Here is a 20,793-nt window from a genome sequence, read left to right on the forward strand (position 1 = left end):
GGAGGCGCCGATGCCGGTGTTGCTGAAGGACATGAAGATCGGAGAGCGCGGCCGCGTCGTCAGCCTGCGCCCGGGTTCCGGGGGGTATCGGGCGAAATTGCTTTCGATGGGGCTGACCCCGGGGGTCGAATTCGCGGTGCAGCGGGTGGCGCCGATGGGCGACCCCGTCGAGATCACGCTGCGGGGCTTTCGCCTGACGCTGCGCAAGGCCGAGGCAGACGCGCTTGACGTCGAGCGCCTGAACGAGGAGCGGAACTGATGCGCCATTTCGTGATCGGGGTCGTCGGCAACCCGAACTGCGGCAAGACCACATTGTTCAACGCGCTGACCGGATCGCGCCAGCAGGTCGGCAACTGGCCCGGCGTGACCGTCGAACGCAAAAGCGGCCGGTTCCGGCTGGGCGAAACGACGATCGAACTGATCGACCTGCCGGGCACCTATTCGCTTGACGCGGCCGAGGGCGATCTGTCCCCCGACGAGCGGATCGCGCGGGATTTCGTCGCCGCGCGCGAGGCGGATCTGGTGCTCAACATCGTCGATGGCTCCAACCTGGAACGCAACCTCTATCTCACGACGCAGTTGCTGGAGATGAAGGTGCCGATGGTGGTGGCGGTCAACATGGTCGATATCGCCGCCAGCCGGGGGATGAAGCTCGATCTGGATGCGCTCGGCCGCGCACTCGGCTGTCCGGTCTTTGCCGTCGTCGCCTCCGAAGGGCGGGGCGTCGCCACACTGAAGGCGGCGCTTGCGGCGCAGGCGGCCGCGCCGGCACTGCCCCGGGTCGATCTGTTGCAGGATGCCGCCGTGCGCCGCGCTGTCGCCACGCTGCGCCCGTCAATCACGCCGCTGGCGCAGGCACGCCGGGTCGATGCGGACTGGGCGGCCCTGTCATTACTCGAAAGCGACAGCCTGCTCACCGGCGCCGACCCCGAGCAACGCAAGGCAATCGCGGCAGAGCTGAAGCCGCTGCGCGCGGCTCTGATGGCCGAACTCGACGAGGATATCGACATCGCTTTTGCCGATGCACGCTATCGTTTCGTGGCCAGGGTGATGGCGGCAGCGATGCACGACAGCCGCCGCCTGTCCGAAACCCTGTCCGACCGGCTTGACCGCGTGGTGCTGAACCGGGTGCTGGGCGTCCCGATCTTCCTGGCCGTGATCTATCTGATGTTCCTGTTCACCATCAGCATCGGCGGCGCGCTGATCGACTTCTTCGACATGGCCACGGGCGCAATCATGGTGGACGGGCTTGGCCAGGTGCTGGACCGGCTGGGCGCCCCCGCCTGGCTGCATGAGATCGTGGCGGGCGGTCTTGGCGGGGGGGTGCAGGTCGTGGCGACCTTCATTCCGGTGATCGCCTTCCTGTTCCTGTTCCTCTCGGTGTTGGAGGATTCGGGCTACATGGCGCGCGCGGCCTTCGTGATGGACCGGGCGATGCGCGCGATCGGCCTGCCCGGCAAGGCCTTCGTGCCGCTGATCGTGGGCTTCGGCTGCACCGTGCCCGCCGTGATGGCGACGCGCACAATCGAACGGCACCGCGACCGCATCCTGACGATCGTGATGGCGCCCTTCATGTCCTGCGGCGCGCGGCTGCCGGTTTATGCGCTGTTTGCGGCGGTGTTCTTCCCCGCAAGCGGGCATCTGGTGGTGTTCGCGCTTTACCTGATCGGCATCGCAGTGGCGGTGCTGACCGGGCTTGCGCTGAAATCCTCGTTGCTGGCGGGGCCGGTGACGCCCTTCGTGATGGAGCTGCCGCCCTATCACCTGCCCACATTGCGCGGCATCCTGACCCTGACCTGGGAACGCACCCGCGGCTTCATCCTGCGCGCAGGCCGGGTGATCGTGCCGATGGTTCTGGTGCTCAACGTGCTCAACTCTCTGGGCACCGACGGCAGCTATGGCCACAGCGACAGCCGCAATTCCGTGCTCAGCGCCATCGGGCGCACGATCACGCCCGCCTTCGCACCGATGGGCATGACCGAAGAGAACTGGCCCGCCGCGGTGGGCATCTTCACCGGCGTTCTGGCGAAAGAGGCGGTGGTCGGCACACTCGACGCGCTCTATGCCGAGGCCGGGCGTGCCGATGCCGGCACCGAGGCCGCGCAAGAGGACGCCGCGGCGTTCAGCCTTGGCGCCGCGCTTTCCGAAGCGCTGGCCACCATCCCCGCGAACCTTGCCGACGCCTTGGGCGGCTGGGCCGACCCGCTCGGGTTCGAAAGCGAGATCGAGGGCGCGGCGGGCGCAGAACTGACCCCGACCGGGCAGGCCATGCAGGCGCGCTTCGACGGTGCGGCAGGCGCCTTTGCCTATCTGCTGTTCATCCTGCTCTACTTCCCCTGCACGGCGGCGCTGGCGGCGATCTACCGCGAGGCCGGGCGTGGCTGGACGCTGTTTGTGGCGGGCTGGACGACATCGGTGGCCTATATCGCGGCGACACTCTTCTATCAGGGCGCGCGGCTGCCGATGCATCCGGCCAGCTCGGGCGCTTGGCTTGCCGCGATGGCGGCCACGCTCGTGCTGATGCTGCTTGCGCTGCGCATGTGGTCGGCGCGGCGGCGCGACGCGCTTGTGATGCAGATCGCCGAATAGGAGGCGCAGATGGCACTTCGCGACGTGCAGGCCTATGTCGAAACCCATGGCCGGGTGACGCTGAGCGATCTGAGCCTGCGCTTCGACACCTCGCTCGATACGATGCGCGACATGACCGACCGGCTGGTGCGTAAGGGGCGGCTTGAACGGCATGTCTTGCGGGCGCAATGCACCAAATGCGGCGCGGCCACGGCCTGCGCACTGGCCGAGTATTATACGACGCCACAGGCCACGCCCGCAGCACAGTAACCAACCGGGGCAGGCGCCCCACAGGCGAACGGATGTGCCCGGCCCGATTGCAGGCCGGGCACATTGGTTTCAAAGCGTCGCGCAGGCCGTCGCGATCCGGGCCAGCGCCTCGGTCAGTTCCGCCTCGGAGGTCGCATAGGAGATGCGGAAATACGGCGACAGGCCGAAGGCCGCGCCCGGCACCATCGCCACATCGGCCTCGTCCAGCAGCCAGGCGCAGAAGTCGCGATCCGATCCGATCACCCGGCCCGAGGGCGTAGTCTTGCCGATCAGCCCCGCGCAGGAGGCGAAGGTATAGAACGCACCTTCCGGCACCCGGCAACTGATCCCCGGGATCGCGTTCAGCGCGGCGACCACCAGATCGCGGCGACGGCGGAAGCTTTCGGTCCGGGCGGCCAGAAAATCCTGCGGCCCGTTCAGCGCGGCCAGCGCCGCCGCCTGAGAAATCGAGCTGGGGCAGGAGGTCGACTGGCTTTGCACCACCGCCATCGCCCGGATCAGCGCCTCGGGTCCGCCGGCGTAACCGATCCGCCAGCCGGTCATCGCATAGGCCTTGGACACGCCGTTCACCGTCAGGATGCGCGATTTCAGCCGTGGTTCCAACGCGGCGGGCGTGACGAACCGGAAATCGTCATAGACAATATGTTCATACATGTCGTCGACCATCAGCCACAACTGCGGATGGGCCAGCAGCACCTCGAGCAACGGGCGATACTCGGCCTCGGAATAGGCCGCACCCGTGGGGTTCGAGGGCGAGTTCAGGATCACCCAGCGGCTGCGCGGGGTGATCGCCGCAGCCAAGTCGGCGGCGCTCAGGCGGAAGCCCTGCGCACCGTCACAGGCCACCGCGACCGGCACACCCCCCGCAATCCGCACGATGTCGAAATAGGACGTCCAGCAGGGCGTCGGAATGATGACCTCGTCCCCGGGGTTCAGCGTCGCCATCAGCGCGTTGAACAAAACCTGCTTGGCACCCGTCGCCACGGTGATTTCGGCCGGCGTATAGTCCACGCCATTTTCGCGCCGGAATTTCCCGGCAATCGCCGCCTTCAGTTCGGGCGTGCCATCCAGCGCGGTGTATTTCGTCTGCCCTGCAGCCATGGCCTGCGTGGCGGCATTCTTCACCCAGTCGGGCGTGTCGAAATCGGGCTCGCCCGCGCCCAGAATGATCACCGGCTTGCCTGCACGCTTCATCGCCGCGGCCCGCGCACCGATCTGCAGGATTTCGGACACGCCAAGCGCGGCGATCCGGTCGGCCGGGACGAACCCGGCCGTTTCAGGAAGATCTGCGGTCATGTTCGCCTCAGTCGATGTCGAAGGTCACGCCCTGCGCCAGCGGCAGCTCGCGCGAGAAGTTGATCGTGTTGGTCGCCCGCCGCATGTAGCCTTTCCACGCATCCGAGCCGCTTTCACGCCCGCCGCCGGTTTCCTTCTCGCCCCCGAAGGCGCCGCCGATTTCCGCGCCCGAGGTGCCGATATTGACGTTGGCGATCCCGCAATCAGACCCGCGCGCCGACAGGAAGGTTTCCATCTCGCGCATGTCCAGCGTGAAGATCGACGAGGACAGGCCCGCGCCGACCGCGTTGTGGTCTTCGATCACCGCATCGAAATCACCGTATTTCATCACATAAAGGATCGGCGCGAAGGTTTCCTCCAGCACCGGGCCCAGCTGCGCGGGCATCTCGACAAGCGCCGGGCGCACATAATAGGCCGCGTTCGAGGCGACAGCCTCGCGTTCGCCGCCATGCACCGTGCCGCCCGCGGCGCGCGCGGCGGCCAGCGCATCCTGCATCGCGTCGAAGGCCAGCTTGTCGACCAGCGGCCCGACCAGCGCCTGGGTTTCCAGCGGGTTGCCCACCGAAACGCTCGCATAGGCCTTGATCAGCCGCGGCACCAGCGCGTCATAGACGCTGTCATGCACGAACAGCCGCCGCATCGTGGTGCAGCGCTGCCCCGCCGTGCCCATCGCCCCGAATGCGACCGCGCGCAGCACCATGTCCAGATCGGCCGAGGGGCAGACGATGCCCGCATTGTTGCCGCCAAGCTCCAGGATCGTGCGCCCGAAGCGCGCCGCCACCTTGGGCCCGACGATCCGCCCCATCCGGGTCGAGCCGGTGGCCGAGATCAGCGCCACATCCGGGCTTTCGACCAGCACATTGCCGACATCCCCCGCGCCGATCAGCACCTGGCACAGATCCGCGGGCGCGGCACCGAAGCGCGCCAGTGCCCGCTCCAGGATCGCCTGGCTCGCAAGCGCGGTCAGCGGGGTTTTTTCCGACGGCTTCCAGATCACGGGATCGCCGCAGACAAGGGCCAGCGCCGTATTCCACGACCAGACCGCAACCGGGAAGTTGAAGGCCGAGATCACGCCCACGACGCCCAGCGGATGCCAGGTTTCCATCATCCGGTGCCCGGGGCGTTCGGTGGCGATGGTCAGGCCGTAAAGCTGCCGCGACAGGCCGACGGCGAAATCGCAGATGTCGATCATTTCCTGCACTTCGCCCAGGCCTTCGGACGGGCTTTTGCCGGCCTCGATCGACACAAGTTTGCCCAATGCCTCTTTCGAGGCGCGCAACTCTTCACCCAGCAGGCGCACCAGTTCGCCACGTTTGGGCGCGGGCACCATGCGCCAGGCCTTGAACGCGGTTTTCGCGCGGGCAATGGCGGCAGCGGCGGTGTCGGGCGTGTCCGCGACCAGCGCACCGATCTGCTCGCCGGTCACCGGGCTGAAGCTGGCCATTGTGCCGCTGGTATAACGGGCCGCATCGACGCCAAGCGTGTCAAGCAGGGTGCGGGTTTCGGTTGCAAGCGACATGGAGTGTCCTTCCTTGGGGCTTATTCGAGAAAATAGATGAGGGTGATCAGCGCCGCCGACGCGGCCAGCCCATATAGGGTGAAGGCGCGGTTGACAGCGAAAGTGACGCGGGTCGGCGGCATGTGCAGATGCCGTCCGGTGATGATCGACATGGCCGAAATCGGCGAGGCCGAAATCGCCAGCGCCCAGGCGAAGCACAGCGCCAGCGCCAGCGCAAAGGGATGGGCCGCACCCACCGGCCCCGCACCGAACAGTTGCGCGGCCATCACCATGACAATCGAATGCGGGATCATCAGCGCACCCGCCAGCGGGATCAGCACCAGGCAACCCAGAATGATCGCCAGCGCCGGCAATGCGCCGCTTTCGATCAGCGCACCGATGCCCAGTGCATTGAGCGCCACCGACGCCCCGGCACCGATCACAGCGGCCGCCAGAAAGATCGTCGCCTCGTTCGCCATCACGGCCGAGGCCTCGGACAGCGCGGCCAGCGGGCTGGTGCCCTTGGGGGCGCGTGCGGCAGGTTCGATCCGCGGCCACAGAACGGCCAGAAGCGGCAGCACCAGACAGGCCGCGACCAGAAAGCTGATGTCGAGCCCGCGATGCAGCGCCAGCGTCACCGCGATCAGCCCGGCCACGGCGGCCAGAATTGCCGCCAGCGCCCGACCGCCCTGCACGGTGGCGGTGCTTTCCGGGTCGGCGGTGGCCGCGGTGCGCCCGATCAGCAGGCTGCCCGCCGACACCAGCATCGCGGCACCGAAGCTCAGCGCCAGAAAACGCACCGGGTCCAGCCCCGGGATCGCCGAGGTGACGATGGCAAAGCCCACGCCGATCGGGTTCCAGACCGTCATCAGGATCGTGCCGCGCAGCGCCGCCAGCGTCACCGGCGCCGGGTCGATGCCCGGCTTGCCCTCGGCCCGGGCGCGGGCGGCATGGTCGGTCGCGATGTCGGACATCATCCCGATCGTGCCGATATTGAACAACACCGACAGGAACTGCGCGCCGAAGGTCATCGCCGCACTGCGCATCCGGGCGGGGTAGGCAAACAGGCGTGCCGCCGCCACGCCGATCACGCGCGAGGCGCGCACCGGCGCCCGGATCAGCCCGAGCGTGGTCAGAAAGGCGGAAAACGCAGTGCCCTGAAACAACGCCCGGGTCATCGCGGGCAGTGCCTCGGGCGCGGCCAGCGCGACCAGCGCCGCCACCCCCAGGGCCGCGATGGCAAAGATCCGCGCGATCCGCTGCACATGCGGCAGCCGGATCAGCGCCAGCATCACCGCCGCCGCCGCCGCGACCCAGTTCAACGCGCCCCAGCCCGGCGCGATGCGCATGCCGATCTGCCCGGCGACCAGCGCCCCGATCATCACCACCGCCAGCAGCCCGGCCACACGCGCGATGACATCCCCGCGCGTCAGCCCCATGCCGCCATTCACATGCCTGTCCGTCATTCCCGCCTCAGATCCGATCCGACACGAAATGCACCAGCCCCGCACCCGCCGCATACCAGGCGAATTTCGCGTCGCGCAGACTGGCCGCTTCAGAGCGCGTCACCGGCAGCGGCATCGCATCCGGCGGCAGATCGCCCAGAATATGTCGTGCCAATGCCTTGCCGAACACCGTGCCCGGCGCAATGCCTCGCCCGTTATAGCCGCAAAATCCCAGCGCGCGCTCGCCAAAGACATGCAGACGCGGCAAGTTGTCCGAGGTCATGCCGATCCGGCCCCACCATTCGGTTTCGAACCCGATCCCGCGCAACTGCGGGAAGATCCGGTGCATCGCGCGCAGCGCCCAGGCCCGGTGCGTGGCGCGGTCGATCCCGCCCAGCCGCCCGACCGACCCGAAAATCAGCCGCCCCGCCGCATCCATCCGGTAGGACGACAACACCTCGGGCGTATCCCAGCACCCTTCGCCCCCGGGCAGAATCGTCGCGCGGACATCGTCGGGCAGAACCGGGGTGGACATGTTGAAATAGGGCAGGATCACCTGTTCGCGCACGATTTCTGGGAATACCGCCTGAGTGTAGGCGTCCGAGGCCGGGATCAGCCATTTCGCCCGAAGCGTGCCGGCCTCGGTGCGCAACCGCCAGTCATTGCCATCGCGCGCGACCGAGGTCACCGGCGAATTGGCATGGATCACCGCCCCGGCCTGCAGCGCCGCGCGGGCCAGCCCCCGCACATAGGCCAGCGGCTGGATCGTGCCCGCGCGATGGTCCAGCAACGCGCCGGTATAGCGCCCGCCGCCCACCCGCGCCCGGGTCTGCGCGGCATCCAGCAACTCGACAGGCGCACCGCAGGCTTGCCACTGCGTCATGCGGTCGGTGATTTCCCGCAAACCGGACGCGCCGACGGCCAGATGCAGCGTGCCGTTATGCACCGCCTGACAGTCGAGCCCGTGGCGGCGCACGATCCCGAAGACCTCGGCAGGGGCGTTGCCCAGAAAGTCGAGCAGCCGCGCGCCATAGTCGGCGCCCAGCACGTTGGGCAATTCCTGCGGCATCACCCACATGCCGGCGTTCACCAGCCCGACGTTGCGCCCTGCGCCGCCGAACCCCGGCTCGACCGCCTCCAGCACCGTCACCGAAACGCCGGCCTCGGCCAGATGCAGCGCCGCCGACAGCCCGGTATAGCCTGCACCGATGATCGCCACCTCGGTTTCCGCCGCGCCATTCAGCGGCGGCAGCGAGGGGGCGGCGGGGGCGGACAGCTCCCAAAGACCATGGCTGCGGGGATCGTTGCGCATCATCGGGCTCCGACAAGAAATATGCGGCGACAGTGCCGCGCCTTTTTGAAGTGCCCCAAAACGCGCAGGAAGGCCAGTTCCGTGTGCGCCTGACATCATTCCATTGCGGAATGCGAAGACGCCCCGTGCCAGACCCGCAGAAACCGAGAGGGCCTTCCCGCGCGCACGCCTCCCCGCAACATGCCCAGAAACGGGGACACCAGCCATGCACAGGCCCCTCGGACGCCCATACCCATGCAAAACATCGGTTTTCAGCAAGAGATCGGGAAACAATCATTCCCGCGCAAAATCCGCCCAAAAATCATGCGCCGGGAAAATCCATGAAAACAATGCCTGCGCGCGGAACGCCGCAACGCAGCAAAAAACCTCTGCCTTTCAAGGGACCGCCAAAAGATCATTCCAAAAAAGAATGATCTTTTGCCTATCGGTTGATTGTCCCCACCCCTTTTCCGGCCCCGTTCTGATGCCAAGCCCGCCGCCCACCGGCCCGGGCGAGACCCATAACACCCCAACAGGGAGACCGCCCGTGATCAACCCGTTCCAATTCCCGCTTCGCAGCCTTGCCCTTGGGCTGGCCCTTGCCGCAGCCCTGCAAACCCCCGCCATCGCCGGATCGCCCGAGGACGGCTGGGGTGGTGTGCAGGCTGCGGGCAAGCTGCGCTGCGGCGCCGCCGTCTATCCGCCCTATGTCATGCGCGACCCTGTGACGGGCGACTATTCCGGCTTCTTCGCCGACCTGTGCCGCCAGTTCGGCGAAGAGGTGCTGAATGTCCCGGTCGAATTCGTCGACACCACCTGGGACAACATCGTGGCCGGGCTGCAGGCGGGCAAATGGGATATGTCGCTGGCGCTGAACCGCACGCCGACCCGCGCGCTGGCCGTCACCTTTTCGGAGCCTGCCGTGCCCTATGAGGTCACGCTGGTCTACAACAAGGCCAATCCGAAAGTGCCCGCCGATGCCAAGGGCCTGGCCGATTTCGATGTCGCAGGCATGACGATCGCCGTGGCGTCGGGCACCGCGATGGACAAATCGGTTTCGCCGCTGATCCAGAACGCCACGATCCTGCGCCTGCCGTCTTCGGACGAGGCGCGCCTTGCGGTGATGTCGCGTCGCGCCGATGTGCTGGCCGATCCGTCCGACACCAACCGCCTGTTCGTCGAGGCGAACAAGGATTGGGCCGTGGCAATGGCGCCGACGCCCGCAATTGCCAAACAGGGCGTGGGTTTTGGCCTGAACGCGGCCTTCCCGGCCAAGGACGTGGCCGCGCTGAACATCTTCATCGAAGAGAAGGTGGCGACAGGTCAGGTCGACCGGCTGGTCGACAAGGCCGTGCAACAGGTTCTGGCCGAGGGCCAGTGATCCCGGCGGCGGGGGCCTGCCCCCCGCCTTCACCCTTGGCGCAAAGCGACGAAGACGATGGTTCAGGACAAGCTCCTTAAAATTCACAATCTGCACAAATCCTATGGCGATCTGGACATCTTCAAGGGGCTCAGCCTTGCGATGGACCGGGGCGACCGGCTGGTCATCATCGGCCCCTCGGGCGGGGGCAAATCGACGCTTCTGCGCATCGTGATGGGCCTGGAGGACATCACCGGCGGCGATGTCTATCTGGATGGCAAACCCTATATTCTGCGCGATGGCGGCAAGACCAAGATCGACCACAAATTGCAGGCCCGGGTCGGCATGGTGTTTCAGCACTATACGCTCTTTCCGCATCTGGACATCCTGCGCAACCTGACGCTGGCGCCGGTGAAGACCCGCGGCACACCCCGCGCCGAGGCCGAGGCCAAGGCGATGGCGCTGCTGGAACGGTTCGGGCTGGCGGCGAAAGCGCGCGCCTATCCCGCGCAGCTGTCGGGCGGCCAGAAACAGCGCGTGGCGATTGCCCGGGCACTGATGCTCGACCCCGACCTGCTGCTGTTCGACGAAGTGACCTCGGCGCTCGACCCCGAACTGGTGGCCGAGGTCGAGGCGGTGATGATGGAACTGGCCGATCAGGGCATGCCGATGATGATCGTGACCCACGATATGCATTTCGCCCGCAACATCGCCAGCCGCGTGGTGTTTGCTGCGGGTGGCGTGGTGGTCGAGGATGGCCCGCCCGAACAGGTGCTGGACAATCCGCAGGTCGCCCGCACCCGCGAATTCGTCGAGCGCGTCTTTGCCAGGAAGAAATGAGCCATGGGTTACGAGCTGCAGTTTTTCTATGTCTGGCAAAATCTCGACAAGCTGGGGCAAGGCTTGCTGGTCTCGCTGGAGCTGACCGGGCTGGCCAATCTGATCGGGCTGACCGCAGGGTTCGCGATTGCGCTGATGCTGCGCGCCCGGATGCCGGTGCTGCGTGTGCCTGCCACGGCCTTGGTCGAGCTGTTCCGCTGCACGCCGGTGCTGATCCAGGTCGTCTGGTTCTTTTACTGCGTGCCGATCCTGTTCAACCTGTTCGTCGATCCGATGGTGATGGGCGTGCTGGCTCTGGGGCTGAACCTGGCGGCGTTCAATGCCGAAGGATACCGTGCCGCGATCCAGTCGGTGCCGCGCGAACAATATGATGCCTGCGCGGCGCTGGGGCTTGGTGGCTGGACCCGGGTGCGCCACGTCGTGCTGCCCCATGCCCTGCGCGCGGCCCTGCCGGTGCTGATGACCAACGGCATCACCATCTTTCAGCAAAGCGCGCTGGTCGCGCTCGTGGCGATCCCGGACCTGATGTACGAGGGCAAGATGCTGGCCACCGAAACCTACCGCCCGATCGAGACCTATACCGTGGTCGCGGCGATCTATTTCGCGATTTCGGCGCCGATCTCGCTGATCGTGCAACGTATCGAGGCGCGGTTCGACCGCGTTCAGGCCTGAGGAGAGCAGCATGCATTTCGATCCGACGATCCCGTTCAAATACTGGGATGCACTGCTGATCGGGCTGGGCACCAGCCTGCGGCTGACGCTGATCTGTCTGGCCATCGGCGTCGCACTTGGGTTCGTGACCTCGCAGGCGCGGCGCTCGCGGTTGATGCCGGTGCGCGCGGTGGCGATTTTCTATGTCGAACTGTTCCGCGGCACCCCGGTTCTGATTCAACTGTTCTGGATCTTCTACTGCCTGCCGATGCTGATCGGGGCCGAACCCGGGAACTTCATTTCGGCCGTGCTGAGCCTGTCGCTCTATGCCGGGGCGATCACGTCCGAGACCTTCCGTGCGGCGCTGAAATCCATCCCGCGCGAGCAATATGACACCTGTCGTGCCTTGGGGATCACCGGACTGCGGCTTGCGATCTGGGTGGTGCTGCCGCAGGCCCTGCTGCGGGCGATCCCCACGCTCCTGTCGAATGCGGTTGCGCTGTTCAAGGAAAGCGCGCTGATCTCGGCGGTGGGGATGGCGGATCTGATGTTCATCGGCTCGTCGATCGCCAACCGCACCGGGCGCCCGGTCGAGATGCTGACCGCCATCGCGATCATCTATTTCACCGTGGCCTTCCCGCTGACCCGCATCGTCGGCCGTGTCGAAACCCGCATCCTGCGGCGGCTGGCGGTCTGAAAAGAGGCACAGAAAATGCTTGTCTCGGCGCGACACCCGGGCGACATCAGGCGCGACCAGATCGGAGCCCTGCTGATGAAAACCCCGCGTCGCTTTCTGCCTTCGCTGTCGCTGTTGCAGGCGTTCGAGGCGGCGGCGCGCCTGCAATCCATCACCGGCGCCGCGCAAGAGCTGTCGCTGACGCAAAGCGCGGTGTCACGGCAGATCCGCGCGCTGGAGGAACAGCTGGGCACAACCCTGTTCCACCGCGAGAAACAGACGATCCGGCTGACGCTGGGCGGCGTGTCTTACGCCCGAGAGGTGCGCGAGGCGTTGCAGAAAATCTCGCAGGCGTCGATGAACCTGCGCGCCAATCCCCATGGCGGCACGCTGTCGCTGGCGATCCTGCCCACCTTCGGCACGCGCTGGCTGGCGCCGCGGCTGCCCGCGTTTCTGGCCGAAAATCCGGGCATCACGATCAATCTGGTGACCCGGCTGACGCAGTTCGACTTCTCGACCGAGGCGGTGGATGCGGCAATCCATTTCGGCCGCACCGACTGGCCCGGTGCCGATTCCGCCTATCTGATGGGCGAAGATGTGGTGCCGGCCTGTGCGCCGGAAATGGCCGCGCGGTTTGGTTTTGCCACACCGGCCGATCTGCGCGCCGCACCGCTGTTGCACCTGACCTCGCGCCCGGACGCGTGGGAGAAGTATTTCCTGCGCAACGGTGTCGATGCGCAAAATGTCCACGGCATGCTGTTCGACCAGTTTGCCACCGCCGCACAAGCGGCCGCGGCGGGCATGGGCGTGGCTCTGCTGCCGACCTTTCTGATCGAAGATGAAATCGCGGCCGGGCGTCTGGTGCGCGCGCTTGATGCGCCGATGCGCTCGGACGAGGCCTATTACCTGTGCTGGCCCCGCGATCAGGAAAGTTATGAACCGCTGCGGTTGTTCTGCACCTGGCTCAGCGCCGAGACCCGCGCCTTCGAAGCGGCGCGGGCGGCAGGCTGATCTTCACGCCAGACTGTTCCAGGCCAGAATGGCCGCGCTCAGGTCCTCGACGGCCGAGCCTACCCCCTTGAACAGCGTTATCTCGCCGGGGCCGCGGCGCGGGTGCCTGTTGTCACGGCACAACGCTTCAAGCGTGCCTTCGATATCCGCCTCGGTGATCGCGCCCGCGGCCAGCGGCAGCGCGATATCGCCGCTTTCGATGCGCGCATGATCGGTATCCAGAAAGATCCGCGCACGTTGCAGCGCCCTGTCGTCGGCCTCGCGCATCTCGGGGGTGAACGATCCGATCAGGTCGATATGCTGACCCGGATGCAGCCAGTCACCATGGATCAGCGGCGTTCTCGACAACGTCGCACAGGACACGATATCGGCGCGGCCCACGGCGGCTTGCAGATCGGGCGCGGCCACCGCGGGAATACCCTGCGCACGCAGATCGGCGGCAAGCGCTTCGGCCGAAGCCGCGGTGCGGCTCCAGACTTCCACCGCCTCGATGGGCAGCGCGGCGCGATAGGCCTGTGCCAGATTGGCGCCGACACGCCCCGCCCCCACGATCAGGTGACGCCGGCTGTCGGGTCGCGCCAGCCTGCGCGCCGCCAGCGCCGAAGCCGCCGCCGTGCGCCGCGCGGTCAATTCGCCACCATCGAGCAGCAATTTGTGCGCGCCGGTCACCCGATCGAACAGGATATAGCTCGACGCGATCGCGGGCAGCCCGCGCCCGGCGTTGCCGGGATGGACATTGACGATTTTCACCCCGCCCCAGCCCGCCGCCTGCCACGCGGGCATCAGCAGCAGCATGTCATCGGCGGCACCGGGGTTGACCATCGGGTGATGGTGGCGCAGCGGCACCTCCGCGCCCGCGCGAAATCCTGCATCCAGCGCGTCGATCAGCGGCCCGAACGGCAGCGCGGCGCGTGTCTCTTCCAGCGTCAAAACCTGCATGTCACCTCACAGAGCCTCAAGCCAGCGCGCGCGCGACGACACATCGCGCAGCGCCGGGGGTTCACCAGCCATCGCCTGCGCCAGAGTTTCTGCGGCGCCCAGGCTCATCGTCCAGCCAAGCTGGCCATGACCGGCATTGATCCAAAGATTTTCGAACCGACGCACCCGCCCCAGATAGGGCGGTCCGGCGGGCGTGGTCGGGCGCAGGCCCGTCCAGAATTCCGGGTGGTCCAGATCGACCGCCGCGCCAAAACTGCGCCGCACATACGCATCCAGCAGCTTCACGCGGTCGGCAGGCAGGCTGCGGTCGCGCCCGGCGAATTCGGCAATCGCCGTGACCCGCAGCCGGTCGCCATAATTGGCCACTGCCAGCAATTCGGTTTCATCGACGAAGGGCAGCTTCGGCACGCCCGCGGGGTCGGTGATCCGCCAGGTGCCCGAATACCCCTTGACCGGATAGATCGCCGGCGCAAAGCCCAGCGGCCGGGTCAGATCCGGCGTCTCGACCCCGGTCGCCAGCACCACCCCCGCGCAGGCAATCGGCCCCGCATCGGTCTGCACCGCCGTGATCCGGCCATTCGCGCGGGCAAACCCGGTGACATCGGTGTCATAGCGAAACTCGACGCCGTTTTCGGCCGCCCAAGCCGCGGTGCGCCCAGTGAACAGATGGCAATCGCCGACAGAATCGATCCGGCTGAGCAAGCCCCCCGCCAACCGGTCGCGCATCGCCGCCAGCCCGGGTTCGCGCGCAATCAGATCGTCGCGGCTCAGCGCAGTGATTTCGGCCCCCGCGCCGACCTTGGCGGCATAGTTGCGAAACTGCGCGGCATCCTGAAACAGATAAAGCGCGCCCGCATGCCAGGTTGCGGCAGGCAGGCCCATCTCGGCCTCGGCGGCCTGCAACATGTCGCGGCTATAGCGGCTCAGCCGCCGCTCCTTGTCGGTATTCACCTTGTTCGCAGCGGTGGTGCAGTGGCGCAGGAATTCCACCCCCCAGCGCCACAGTGCCGGGTCCATCAGCCGCGTCACCCGAATGCCCGGCGCCCGCCCCAGCAGCGCCTGCCCCAGTGCCGGAATCGCCGCGGGCTCGGCCCAGGCCTTGGCATGGCCCACCGCCATGATCCCGGCATTGCCGCGCGAACACAGCTGCGCGGGGCCCGGCAACCGCTCGATCACGGTCACCCGCCTGCCCCGTTTCGCCAAGGCGCGCGCTGTCATCGTGCCGATGACCCCCGCGCCGATCACCACGATCGGATCGTCTTGCATCTGTCTCTCCTCAGGGGGTCTCGTGCAGGTCGCAGACCCACAGAACTTCGGCCGGGGCATCGCTGAGGGAAATCAGCGCATGGCCCATCGCACTGTCAAAGGCGAAACTGTCGCCGGGGCCCAGATCGACGGGGGCGTAATGTTCGGTGTGAACCCGCACACGCCCGCTTTGCACGACGATCTGTTCCTGGCCCGGGTGGCTTTGCAGCGCTTCGAAAGCCTCAAGGCTGCGCGCCAGAATTGTGGCGCGAAACACCAGATAGGGCTTGGCCGCAACGTCGTCGCACAGCGGTTCAAGCCGATACTGCGGGGTTTCGATCACCCGCCCCTGCCCCGCCCGCGCAAGCGAACGCCAGCCCGAAAGCCGTTGCATCCGGCGGTAGTTCAGCAGTTCCGGGATCGCCAAATCCAGACCTTTGCAGATCTTCACCAGCACATCGAAAGTCGGCGACAACTGCGCCCCCTCGATCCGCGACAGGCTGGCCGCCGACACCCCGCTTTGCGCGGCAAGTGCAGTCAGCGTCAGGCCCCGGTCAAGCCGGATCGCCCGTAGGTTATCGCCGAGCGCCAACGGCTCCGCGGGGCCAGGCAGGCTGTCGGGTATGTCTTGCTGGATCGTCTTCCACATGGCGGGCTCCGCTCCGGGGTTTCCAGCAGATGTGAGGAAAATTTGCGTATACGCAAATTAATTTCAGCCAAAGCGCGCCGGAAAACCAGCGGCGCCACAAACTTACGCAAGATTTCAGGGGGATGCCTTGCCCTGCACAATACACAGGCAAGAAAGAAATCGCCCCGCACAACGGCGGGGCGAAAGTCTCAGTTATCCATTTTCAGCGCCGAGATGAACGCGGTCTGCGGGATCTCGACCTTGCCGAACTGGCGCATCTTCTTCTTCCCGGCCTTTTGCTTTTCCAGCAGCTTCTTCTTCCGGGTCGCGTCACCGCCATAGCATTTCGCGGTCACGTCCTTGCGCATCGCCGACAGCGTTTCACGCGCGATCACGCGGGCGCCGATGGCGGCCTGAATCGGGATCTTGAACATGTGCCGCGGGATCAGCTCTTTCAGCTTCTCGACCATCGCGCGGCCCCGGGCCTCGGCCCGGTCGCGGTGCACCATGATCGACAGCGCATCGACCGGCTCGTCGTTTACCAGAATCGACATTTTCACCAGGAAATCCTCGCGATAGCCCGAGATCTGGTAATCGAAGCTGGCATAGCCCTTGGTGACCGATTTCAGCCGGTCGTAGAAGTCGAACACCACTTCGGCCAGCGGCAGGTCATAGACCACCATCGCGCGGCTGCCCGCATAGGTCAGGTCCATCTGGATGCCGCGCCGGTCCTGACACAGTTTCAGAACATCGCCCAGATATTCGTCGGGCACCATGATCGTGGCCTTGATCCGCGGCTCTTCGATATGGTCGACCAGCGTCAGGTCGGGCATGTCGGCGGGGTTGTGCAGGTCGCGCACCTCGCCGTCCTTCATATGCAGCTTGAACACGACCGACGGCGCAGTGGTGATCAGATCAAGGTCATATTCGCGTTCCAGACGGTCGCGGATCACCTCGAGGTGCAGCAGGCCAAGGAAGCCACAGCGGAAGCCGAAGCCAAGCGCGGCCGAGGTTTCCATTTCATAGCTGAACGAGGCATCGTTCAGCGCCAGCTTCTCGATCGCGTCGCGCAGCGGTTCGAAATCATTCGCATCGACCGGAAACAGCCCGCAGAACACCACCGGCTGCGCCGGTTTGAACCCCGGCAGCGCGGCGGCGCAGGGTTTCTTCTCATGCGTGATCGTGTCGCCGACGCGGGTGTCGCGCACCTGCTTGATCGAGGCGGTGAACACACCGATCTCGCCGGGCCCCAGTTCGGCAATATCGACCATCTGCGGTTTCAGCACCGACAGCTTGTCGATGCCATAGACCGCGCCGGTCTGCATCATCTTGATCTTGTCGCCCTTGCGGATGACGCCATCCATCACCCGGATCATCACGACGACGCCCAGATAGCTGTCATACCAGCTGTCCACGAGCATCGCCTTCAGGGGGGCGTCGCGGTCGCCTTTCGGCGGCGGCAGGCGGGTGACGATGGCCTCCAGCACATCGGGAATGCCCAAGCCCGATTTCGCCGAAATCGGAATCGCATCGCTGGCGTCGATGCCGATCACATCCTCGATCTGTTCCTTCACCCGGTCGGGCTCGGCCGCGGGCAGGTCGATCTTGTTCAGCACCGGCACGATTTCATGGCCCGCGTCGATCGCCTGATAGACGTTGGCCAAGGTCTGCGCCTCGACGCCTTGGCTGGCATCCACCACCAGCAGGCTGCCTTCGACCGCGCGCATGCTGCGGCTGACCTCATAGGCAAAGTCGACGTGACCGGGGGTGTCGATCAGGTTCAGGATATAGGTCTGGCCATCCTTGGCGGGATATTCGATCCGCACCGTGTTGGCCTTGATGGTGATGCCCCGCTCGCGCTCGATATCCATCGAGTCGAGCATCTGCGCCTTCATGTCGCGCGCAGCCACCGTGCCGGTGAGCTGGATCAGCCGGTCGGCGAGGGTGGATTTGCCGTGGTCGATATGCGCCACGATGGAGAAATTGCGGATGTGATCGAGCTGGGTCATGGGCGCGATATAGCGATAAAAACAGAGGCCGGGAAGGGGGATTGAAGGGGCGTGCTACGCCTTGAGAAAGACATCAATGGCGCGCCCGGCACAGGCCCTTATCGCATCTTCCAGAAAACCGGCCTGCGCCACGCGCATGGCATGCCAATCATCCCCCGGGGAACGCCGGCGATGAAACCGCGTCCCTTTCCGGCCCCCTCGTCCATCTGCGATTGCCCCCGCACCGAGATGGTAGGAATATGCGCCATCGATTCCCACACTCAATCCGGAAGATGCCATGATCCTGTCCGTTCCCAACATGACCTGCGGCCACTGCAAGGCCGCCGTCGAAGCCGCGATCACCGAGGTCGGCGGCAAGGCGCTGGTGAGTCTCGAAGACCGCGAAATCGAGGTGAACGGCCTGCCCGAAGCGACGGTGCTGGCCGCTCTGAAAGCCGCAGGGTATGAAGCCGAGGTCATCGCCTGACGCCAGAGCTTGCGGGCCTGATTTTGCCGCCCACCAGCCATGGTGGGCCGCATGCCCCGGGCGCCTGGACCGGCGGATTTTCGCGCGCGACATTGTGAATTCTTGCGATTTTTCGTATAATGCGGTGCAAATAACAGGCCGGGGCCATGACCCCGCCGGAATCAAAGAGGCAGAGCAATGAAGACTTCCCTCCTTGCGGTGGCGTTCGTGGCCTTGGGCGCAACCCAATCCCATGCCGGCCCGATCGACAACGCCTGTCTGAACGCCGGGCGCTCGGCCGCGAACCGCCAGCTGTGCGGCTGCATCCAGCAGGTCGCCGACATGACCCTGTCGCGGGCCGATCAACGCCGGGCCTCGGGTTTCTTCAAAGACCCGCACAAGGCCCAGGAAGTGCGCCAGTCCGACCGCAAATCGGACGAGGATTTCTGGCTGCGCTACAAATCCTTCGCCAGCACGGCCGAGGCCTACTGCGGCGGCTGAAGCCGGGCGATCAGCGCCTGCGCGCCCTGTTCGATCAGACGCAGGCACCCGTCGAAGTCGCGCGTGTAATAGGGGTCGGGCACATCCTGCGTGCCCGGCGCCCCATCCAGAAACAGCCGCAATTCGGCGCGCGCGCCCGCTGGCGCCAGCCGCGCCGCATCGCGCAGGTTCTGCCCGTCCATCGCCAAAATCAGATCGAAAGCCGCGAAGTCGGCGCGCATCAGTTGCCGCGCGCGTAGCGCGCTCAGGTCATAGCCCCGTGCCCGCGCGGCGGCCTGTATCGGGCCATAGGGCGGTTCGCCCGCGTGCCAGCCGCCGGTGCCCGCACTGTCGGCCTCGGCCCGCAGGCCCGCCTCGGCGGCCAGTTTGCGAAACACACCTTCGGCGGCGGGGGACCGGCAGATATTGCCAAGGCAGAGAAACAGGATACGCATAGGGCGGTAATAACGAAGGGGGCGGCGATGGCCAAGATCGTGATACTGACCGGCGCGGGGATTTCTGCGGAAAGCGGGATTCGCACCTTCCGCGCCGAGGACGGGCTGTGGGAGGAACACAGGGTCGAAGATGTGGCCACGCCCGAGGGCTTTGCCGCCGACCCCGATCTGGTGCACCGTTTCTACAACGCGCGCCGGGCCGCCGTCACCGCCGCCGAACCCAATGCCGCCCATTGCGCCCTGGCCGATCTGGAAGCGGACGGCCGCCACGAGGTGCTGGTGGTCACGCAAAACGTCGATGATCTGCACGAACGGGGCGGTTCGCGCCACGTCATCCACATGCACGGCACATTGAACGGGGCACTCTGCGCGGCGTGCGGGCACCGCTGGCCCGCCCCTGCCGTGATGCACCGAACCGATTCCTGCCCGTCCTGCGGCGTGCCTGCGACGCGCCCCGACATCGTCTGGTTCGGCGAAATGCCCTATCGGATGGAAGAGATTTGGACCGCCCTGCGCGCGGCCGACCTGTTTGTGTCCATCGGCACCTCGGGCAATGTCTATCCGGCGGCGGGTTTCGTGCAGGATGCGGTGCGCGCCGGTGTCGAAACGCTGGAACTGAACCTCGAGCGTTCGTCGGGCACGCGCTGGTTCGACACGGCCCGCCACGGCCCGGCCACGGAAATCGTGCCCGCCTGGGTGCGCGAGATGCTGGCCTGAGGCGCAAAACCCGCCACAAGGGCGCAATGAATCGCTTGACGAAGGGCCCGTTTGCCCCTATCCCCCGCAAACGGATTTCCGGGCGCTGCTTGACGGCGCCCGTTGGTGTTAGGAAAGACGGGCGATCACGCCCCGAGGAAACGAAGGATTGATGCCATGTCGCGCGTCTGCGAACTGACCGGCAAAGGCCCGATGACGGGCAACAACGTGAGCCACGCGAACAACAAGTCGCGTCGCCGCTTCCTGCCGAACCTGAACGAAGTGACCCTGATCTCGGACGTGCTGGGTCAGTCGTTCAAACTGCGTATTTCGGCCGCTGGCCTGCGCTCGGTCGACCACCGTGGCGGGCTCGACGCCTTCTTGGCGAAAGCCAAGGACGAAGAGCTGTCGGCTTCGGCGCTGAAAATCAAAAAAGCGATCGCCAAGGCTCAGGCTGCCGCCTGATTCTAGCGCAAGCTGATGAAAAGGCCCCGCTTTTGCGGGGCTTTTGCATATCTGGCGCCCGTTTCGACGCGCCGAATTATTTCTCGCTGCACCCCGCCCGACTTGACCTAAGTACTGGCGCGACCCGAATCGCCGCGCTAGATTTGCGGCATGAACCGGAACCTTCGCATCGTGGCCGCCGTTGTTCTGGCGGCAATCCTTGCGGCGACGAGCCTGACCATGGCCGTTGCCCGGGGACAGACGCGTGTGGCCGGAGAGGTCGTGATCTGCACCGGCTACGGGGTGACAACGATCTCGGTAGATGCGAACGGCAACCCCGTTGGCCCGGTTCATTTGTGCCCCGACATGGTGCTTGGCCTGATGGCCGCGCTCGATACCCCTCCGCCTGTCGTCACGCGTCCCGAAGGACGGGTGGAGCGGATCGAGACGCCGGAGCCTGTCCGCCTGAGCGCTCAGTCCGCGCCGGTCGCGCGGGCGCGCGGGCCGCCTGCCCTGGTCTGATTCCTTCGTTTCAGATTTCAGACC

Annotated in this window: 22 protein-coding genes; 13 read left to right on the forward strand and 9 right to left on the reverse strand. The window is 66.1% G+C overall.

Going from position 1 to position 20,793, the window contains the following annotated elements:
* The first annotated feature begins 10 nt into the window (after window positions 1-10).
* Genes P2G62_RS05085 through P2G62_RS05095 form a run of 3 tightly spaced genes read left to right on the forward strand, consistent with a single transcriptional unit; the run spans window position 11 to window position 2,838 of the window.
* The gene (locus P2G62_RS05085; protein WP_275733793.1) at window positions 11-259 is read left to right on the forward strand and encodes a FeoA family protein; all 249 of its coding nucleotides are present in this window, start codon (window positions 11-13) and stop codon (window positions 257-259) included.
* Entirely contained in the window at window positions 259-2,589 is a 2,331-nt protein-coding gene (gene feoB / locus P2G62_RS05090) for a Fe(2+) transporter permease subunit FeoB (protein ID WP_275733794.1), read from the forward strand. Before P2G62_RS05085 ends, feoB begins: the two co-directional genes overlap by 1 nt.
* Before the next feature lie 9 nt (window positions 2,590-2,598).
* Window positions 2,599-2,838, forward strand: coding sequence for a FeoC-like transcriptional regulator (locus P2G62_RS05095; protein ID WP_275733795.1), 240 nt, complete (start codon window positions 2,599-2,601; stop codon window positions 2,836-2,838).
* A 69-nt stretch (window positions 2,839-2,907) separates the two neighbouring features.
* Here P2G62_RS05095 and P2G62_RS05100 read toward each other — a convergent pair whose 3' ends face one another.
* Genes P2G62_RS05100 through P2G62_RS05115 form a run of 4 tightly spaced genes read right to left on the reverse strand, consistent with a single transcriptional unit; the run spans window position 2,908 to window position 8,389 of the window.
* Window positions 2,908-4,134, reverse strand: a complete 1,227-nt coding sequence (locus P2G62_RS05100; protein WP_275733796.1) for a pyridoxal phosphate-dependent aminotransferase — start codon at window positions 4,132-4,134, stop codon at window positions 2,908-2,910.
* 7 nt (window positions 4,135-4,141) lie between these two features.
* Complete coding sequence (locus tag P2G62_RS05105; RefSeq protein WP_275733797.1) at window positions 4,142-5,653, reverse strand: aldehyde dehydrogenase family protein; 1,512 nt, start codon at window positions 5,651-5,653, stop codon at window positions 4,142-4,144.
* Between the two features lie 20 nt (window positions 5,654-5,673).
* Window positions 5,674-7,098: a hypothetical protein gene (locus tag P2G62_RS05110; RefSeq protein WP_275733798.1), complete on the reverse strand. Its 1,425-nt coding sequence runs from the start codon at window positions 7,096-7,098 to the stop codon at window positions 5,674-5,676.
* 7 nt (window positions 7,099-7,105) lie between these two features.
* Window positions 7,106-8,389, reverse strand: coding sequence for an FAD-binding oxidoreductase (locus tag P2G62_RS05115; protein ID WP_275733799.1), 1,284 nt, complete (start codon window positions 8,387-8,389; stop codon window positions 7,106-7,108).
* A 526-nt stretch (window positions 8,390-8,915) separates the two neighbouring features.
* Here P2G62_RS05115 and P2G62_RS05120 point away from each other — a divergent pair.
* The 5 genes from P2G62_RS05120 to P2G62_RS05140 all read left to right on the forward strand — a co-directional run bounded on the left by P2G62_RS05120 (window position 8,916) and on the right by P2G62_RS05140 (window position 12,906).
* Window positions 8,916-9,749, forward strand: a complete 834-nt coding sequence (locus P2G62_RS05120) for a transporter substrate-binding domain-containing protein (RefSeq protein WP_275733800.1) — start codon at window positions 8,916-8,918, stop codon at window positions 9,747-9,749.
* Window positions 9,750-9,806: 57 nt separating this feature from the next.
* Window positions 9,807-10,568 carry an amino acid ABC transporter ATP-binding protein gene (locus P2G62_RS05125; RefSeq protein ID WP_275733801.1) on the forward strand — a complete coding sequence of 254 codons (762 nt, stop codon included), beginning with the start codon at window positions 9,807-9,809 and terminating at the stop codon, window positions 10,566-10,568.
* A gap of 3 nt (window positions 10,569-10,571) precedes the next feature.
* Window positions 10,572-11,240: an amino acid ABC transporter permease gene (locus P2G62_RS05130; protein WP_275733802.1), complete on the forward strand. Its 669-nt coding sequence runs from the start codon at window positions 10,572-10,574 to the stop codon at window positions 11,238-11,240.
* A 10-nt stretch (window positions 11,241-11,250) separates the two neighbouring features.
* Window positions 11,251-11,916: an amino acid ABC transporter permease gene (locus P2G62_RS05135; protein ID WP_275733803.1), complete on the forward strand. Its 666-nt coding sequence runs from the start codon at window positions 11,251-11,253 to the stop codon at window positions 11,914-11,916.
* Between the two features lie 75 nt (window positions 11,917-11,991).
* Window positions 11,992-12,906, forward strand: a complete 915-nt coding sequence (locus tag P2G62_RS05140; protein ID WP_275733804.1) for a LysR family transcriptional regulator — start codon at window positions 11,992-11,994, stop codon at window positions 12,904-12,906.
* A 3-nt stretch (window positions 12,907-12,909) separates the two neighbouring features.
* On the opposite strand, the gene P2G62_RS05145 is transcribed toward P2G62_RS05140, so the two are convergent.
* The 4 genes from P2G62_RS05145 to lepA all read right to left on the reverse strand — a co-directional run bounded on the left by P2G62_RS05145 (window position 12,910) and on the right by lepA (window position 17,727).
* On the reverse strand, window positions 12,910-13,845 hold the full coding sequence (locus P2G62_RS05145) for an ornithine cyclodeaminase family protein (RefSeq protein ID WP_275733805.1): 936 nt from the start codon (window positions 13,843-13,845) through the stop codon (window positions 12,910-12,912).
* Window positions 13,846-13,851: 6 nt separating this feature from the next.
* Entirely contained in the window at window positions 13,852-15,111 is a 1,260-nt protein-coding gene (locus P2G62_RS05150) for an FAD-dependent oxidoreductase (RefSeq protein ID WP_275733806.1), read from the reverse strand.
* Window positions 15,112-15,121: 10 nt separating this feature from the next.
* Entirely contained in the window at window positions 15,122-15,739 is a 618-nt protein-coding gene (locus tag P2G62_RS05155; RefSeq protein WP_275733807.1) for an XRE family transcriptional regulator, read from the reverse strand.
* A 188-nt stretch (window positions 15,740-15,927) separates the two neighbouring features.
* Window positions 15,928-17,727: a translation elongation factor 4 gene (lepA, locus tag P2G62_RS05160; RefSeq protein ID WP_275733808.1), complete on the reverse strand. Its 1,800-nt coding sequence runs from the start codon at window positions 17,725-17,727 to the stop codon at window positions 15,928-15,930.
* A 277-nt stretch (window positions 17,728-18,004) separates the two neighbouring features.
* Between lepA and P2G62_RS05165 the strand changes: the two genes are divergently transcribed.
* Both P2G62_RS05165 and P2G62_RS05170 read left to right on the forward strand, forming a co-directional pair.
* Window positions 18,005-18,193, forward strand: a complete 189-nt coding sequence (locus P2G62_RS05165) for a heavy-metal-associated domain-containing protein (protein ID WP_275733809.1) — start codon at window positions 18,005-18,007, stop codon at window positions 18,191-18,193.
* 177 nt (window positions 18,194-18,370) lie between these two features.
* Entirely contained in the window at window positions 18,371-18,673 is a 303-nt protein-coding gene (locus tag P2G62_RS05170; RefSeq protein WP_275733810.1) for a hypothetical protein, read from the forward strand.
* On the opposite strand, the gene P2G62_RS05175 is transcribed toward P2G62_RS05170, so the two are convergent.
* The gene (locus P2G62_RS05175; protein ID WP_275733811.1) at window positions 18,658-19,107 is read right to left on the reverse strand and encodes a low molecular weight protein-tyrosine-phosphatase; all 450 of its coding nucleotides are present in this window, start codon (window positions 19,105-19,107) and stop codon (window positions 18,658-18,660) included. The two genes, P2G62_RS05170 and P2G62_RS05175, sit on opposite strands and share 16 nt — an antisense overlap.
* Window positions 19,108-19,134: 27 nt before the next feature.
* Here P2G62_RS05175 and P2G62_RS05180 point away from each other — a divergent pair, with 27 nt between their 5' ends.
* The 3 genes from P2G62_RS05180 (at window position 19,135) to P2G62_RS05190 (ending at window position 20,769) form a co-directional block, all read left to right on the forward strand.
* Window positions 19,135-19,824 carry an NAD-dependent deacylase gene (locus tag P2G62_RS05180; protein ID WP_275733812.1) on the forward strand — a complete coding sequence of 230 codons (690 nt, stop codon included), beginning with the start codon at window positions 19,135-19,137 and terminating at the stop codon, window positions 19,822-19,824.
* A 156-nt stretch (window positions 19,825-19,980) separates the two neighbouring features.
* Window positions 19,981-20,268: a 50S ribosomal protein L28 gene (rpmB, locus tag P2G62_RS05185; RefSeq protein ID WP_275733813.1), complete on the forward strand. Its 288-nt coding sequence runs from the start codon at window positions 19,981-19,983 to the stop codon at window positions 20,266-20,268.
* A gap of 150 nt (window positions 20,269-20,418) precedes the next feature.
* Window positions 20,419-20,769 carry a hypothetical protein gene (locus P2G62_RS05190; protein WP_275733814.1) on the forward strand — a complete coding sequence of 117 codons (351 nt, stop codon included), beginning with the start codon at window positions 20,419-20,421 and terminating at the stop codon, window positions 20,767-20,769.
* Window positions 20,770-20,793: the final 24 nt, after the last annotated feature.

Source organism: Paenirhodobacter sp. CAU 1674 (genome assembly GCF_029222945.1).
Taxonomy (GTDB): domain Bacteria; phylum Pseudomonadota; class Alphaproteobacteria; order Rhodobacterales; family Rhodobacteraceae; genus Rhodobacter.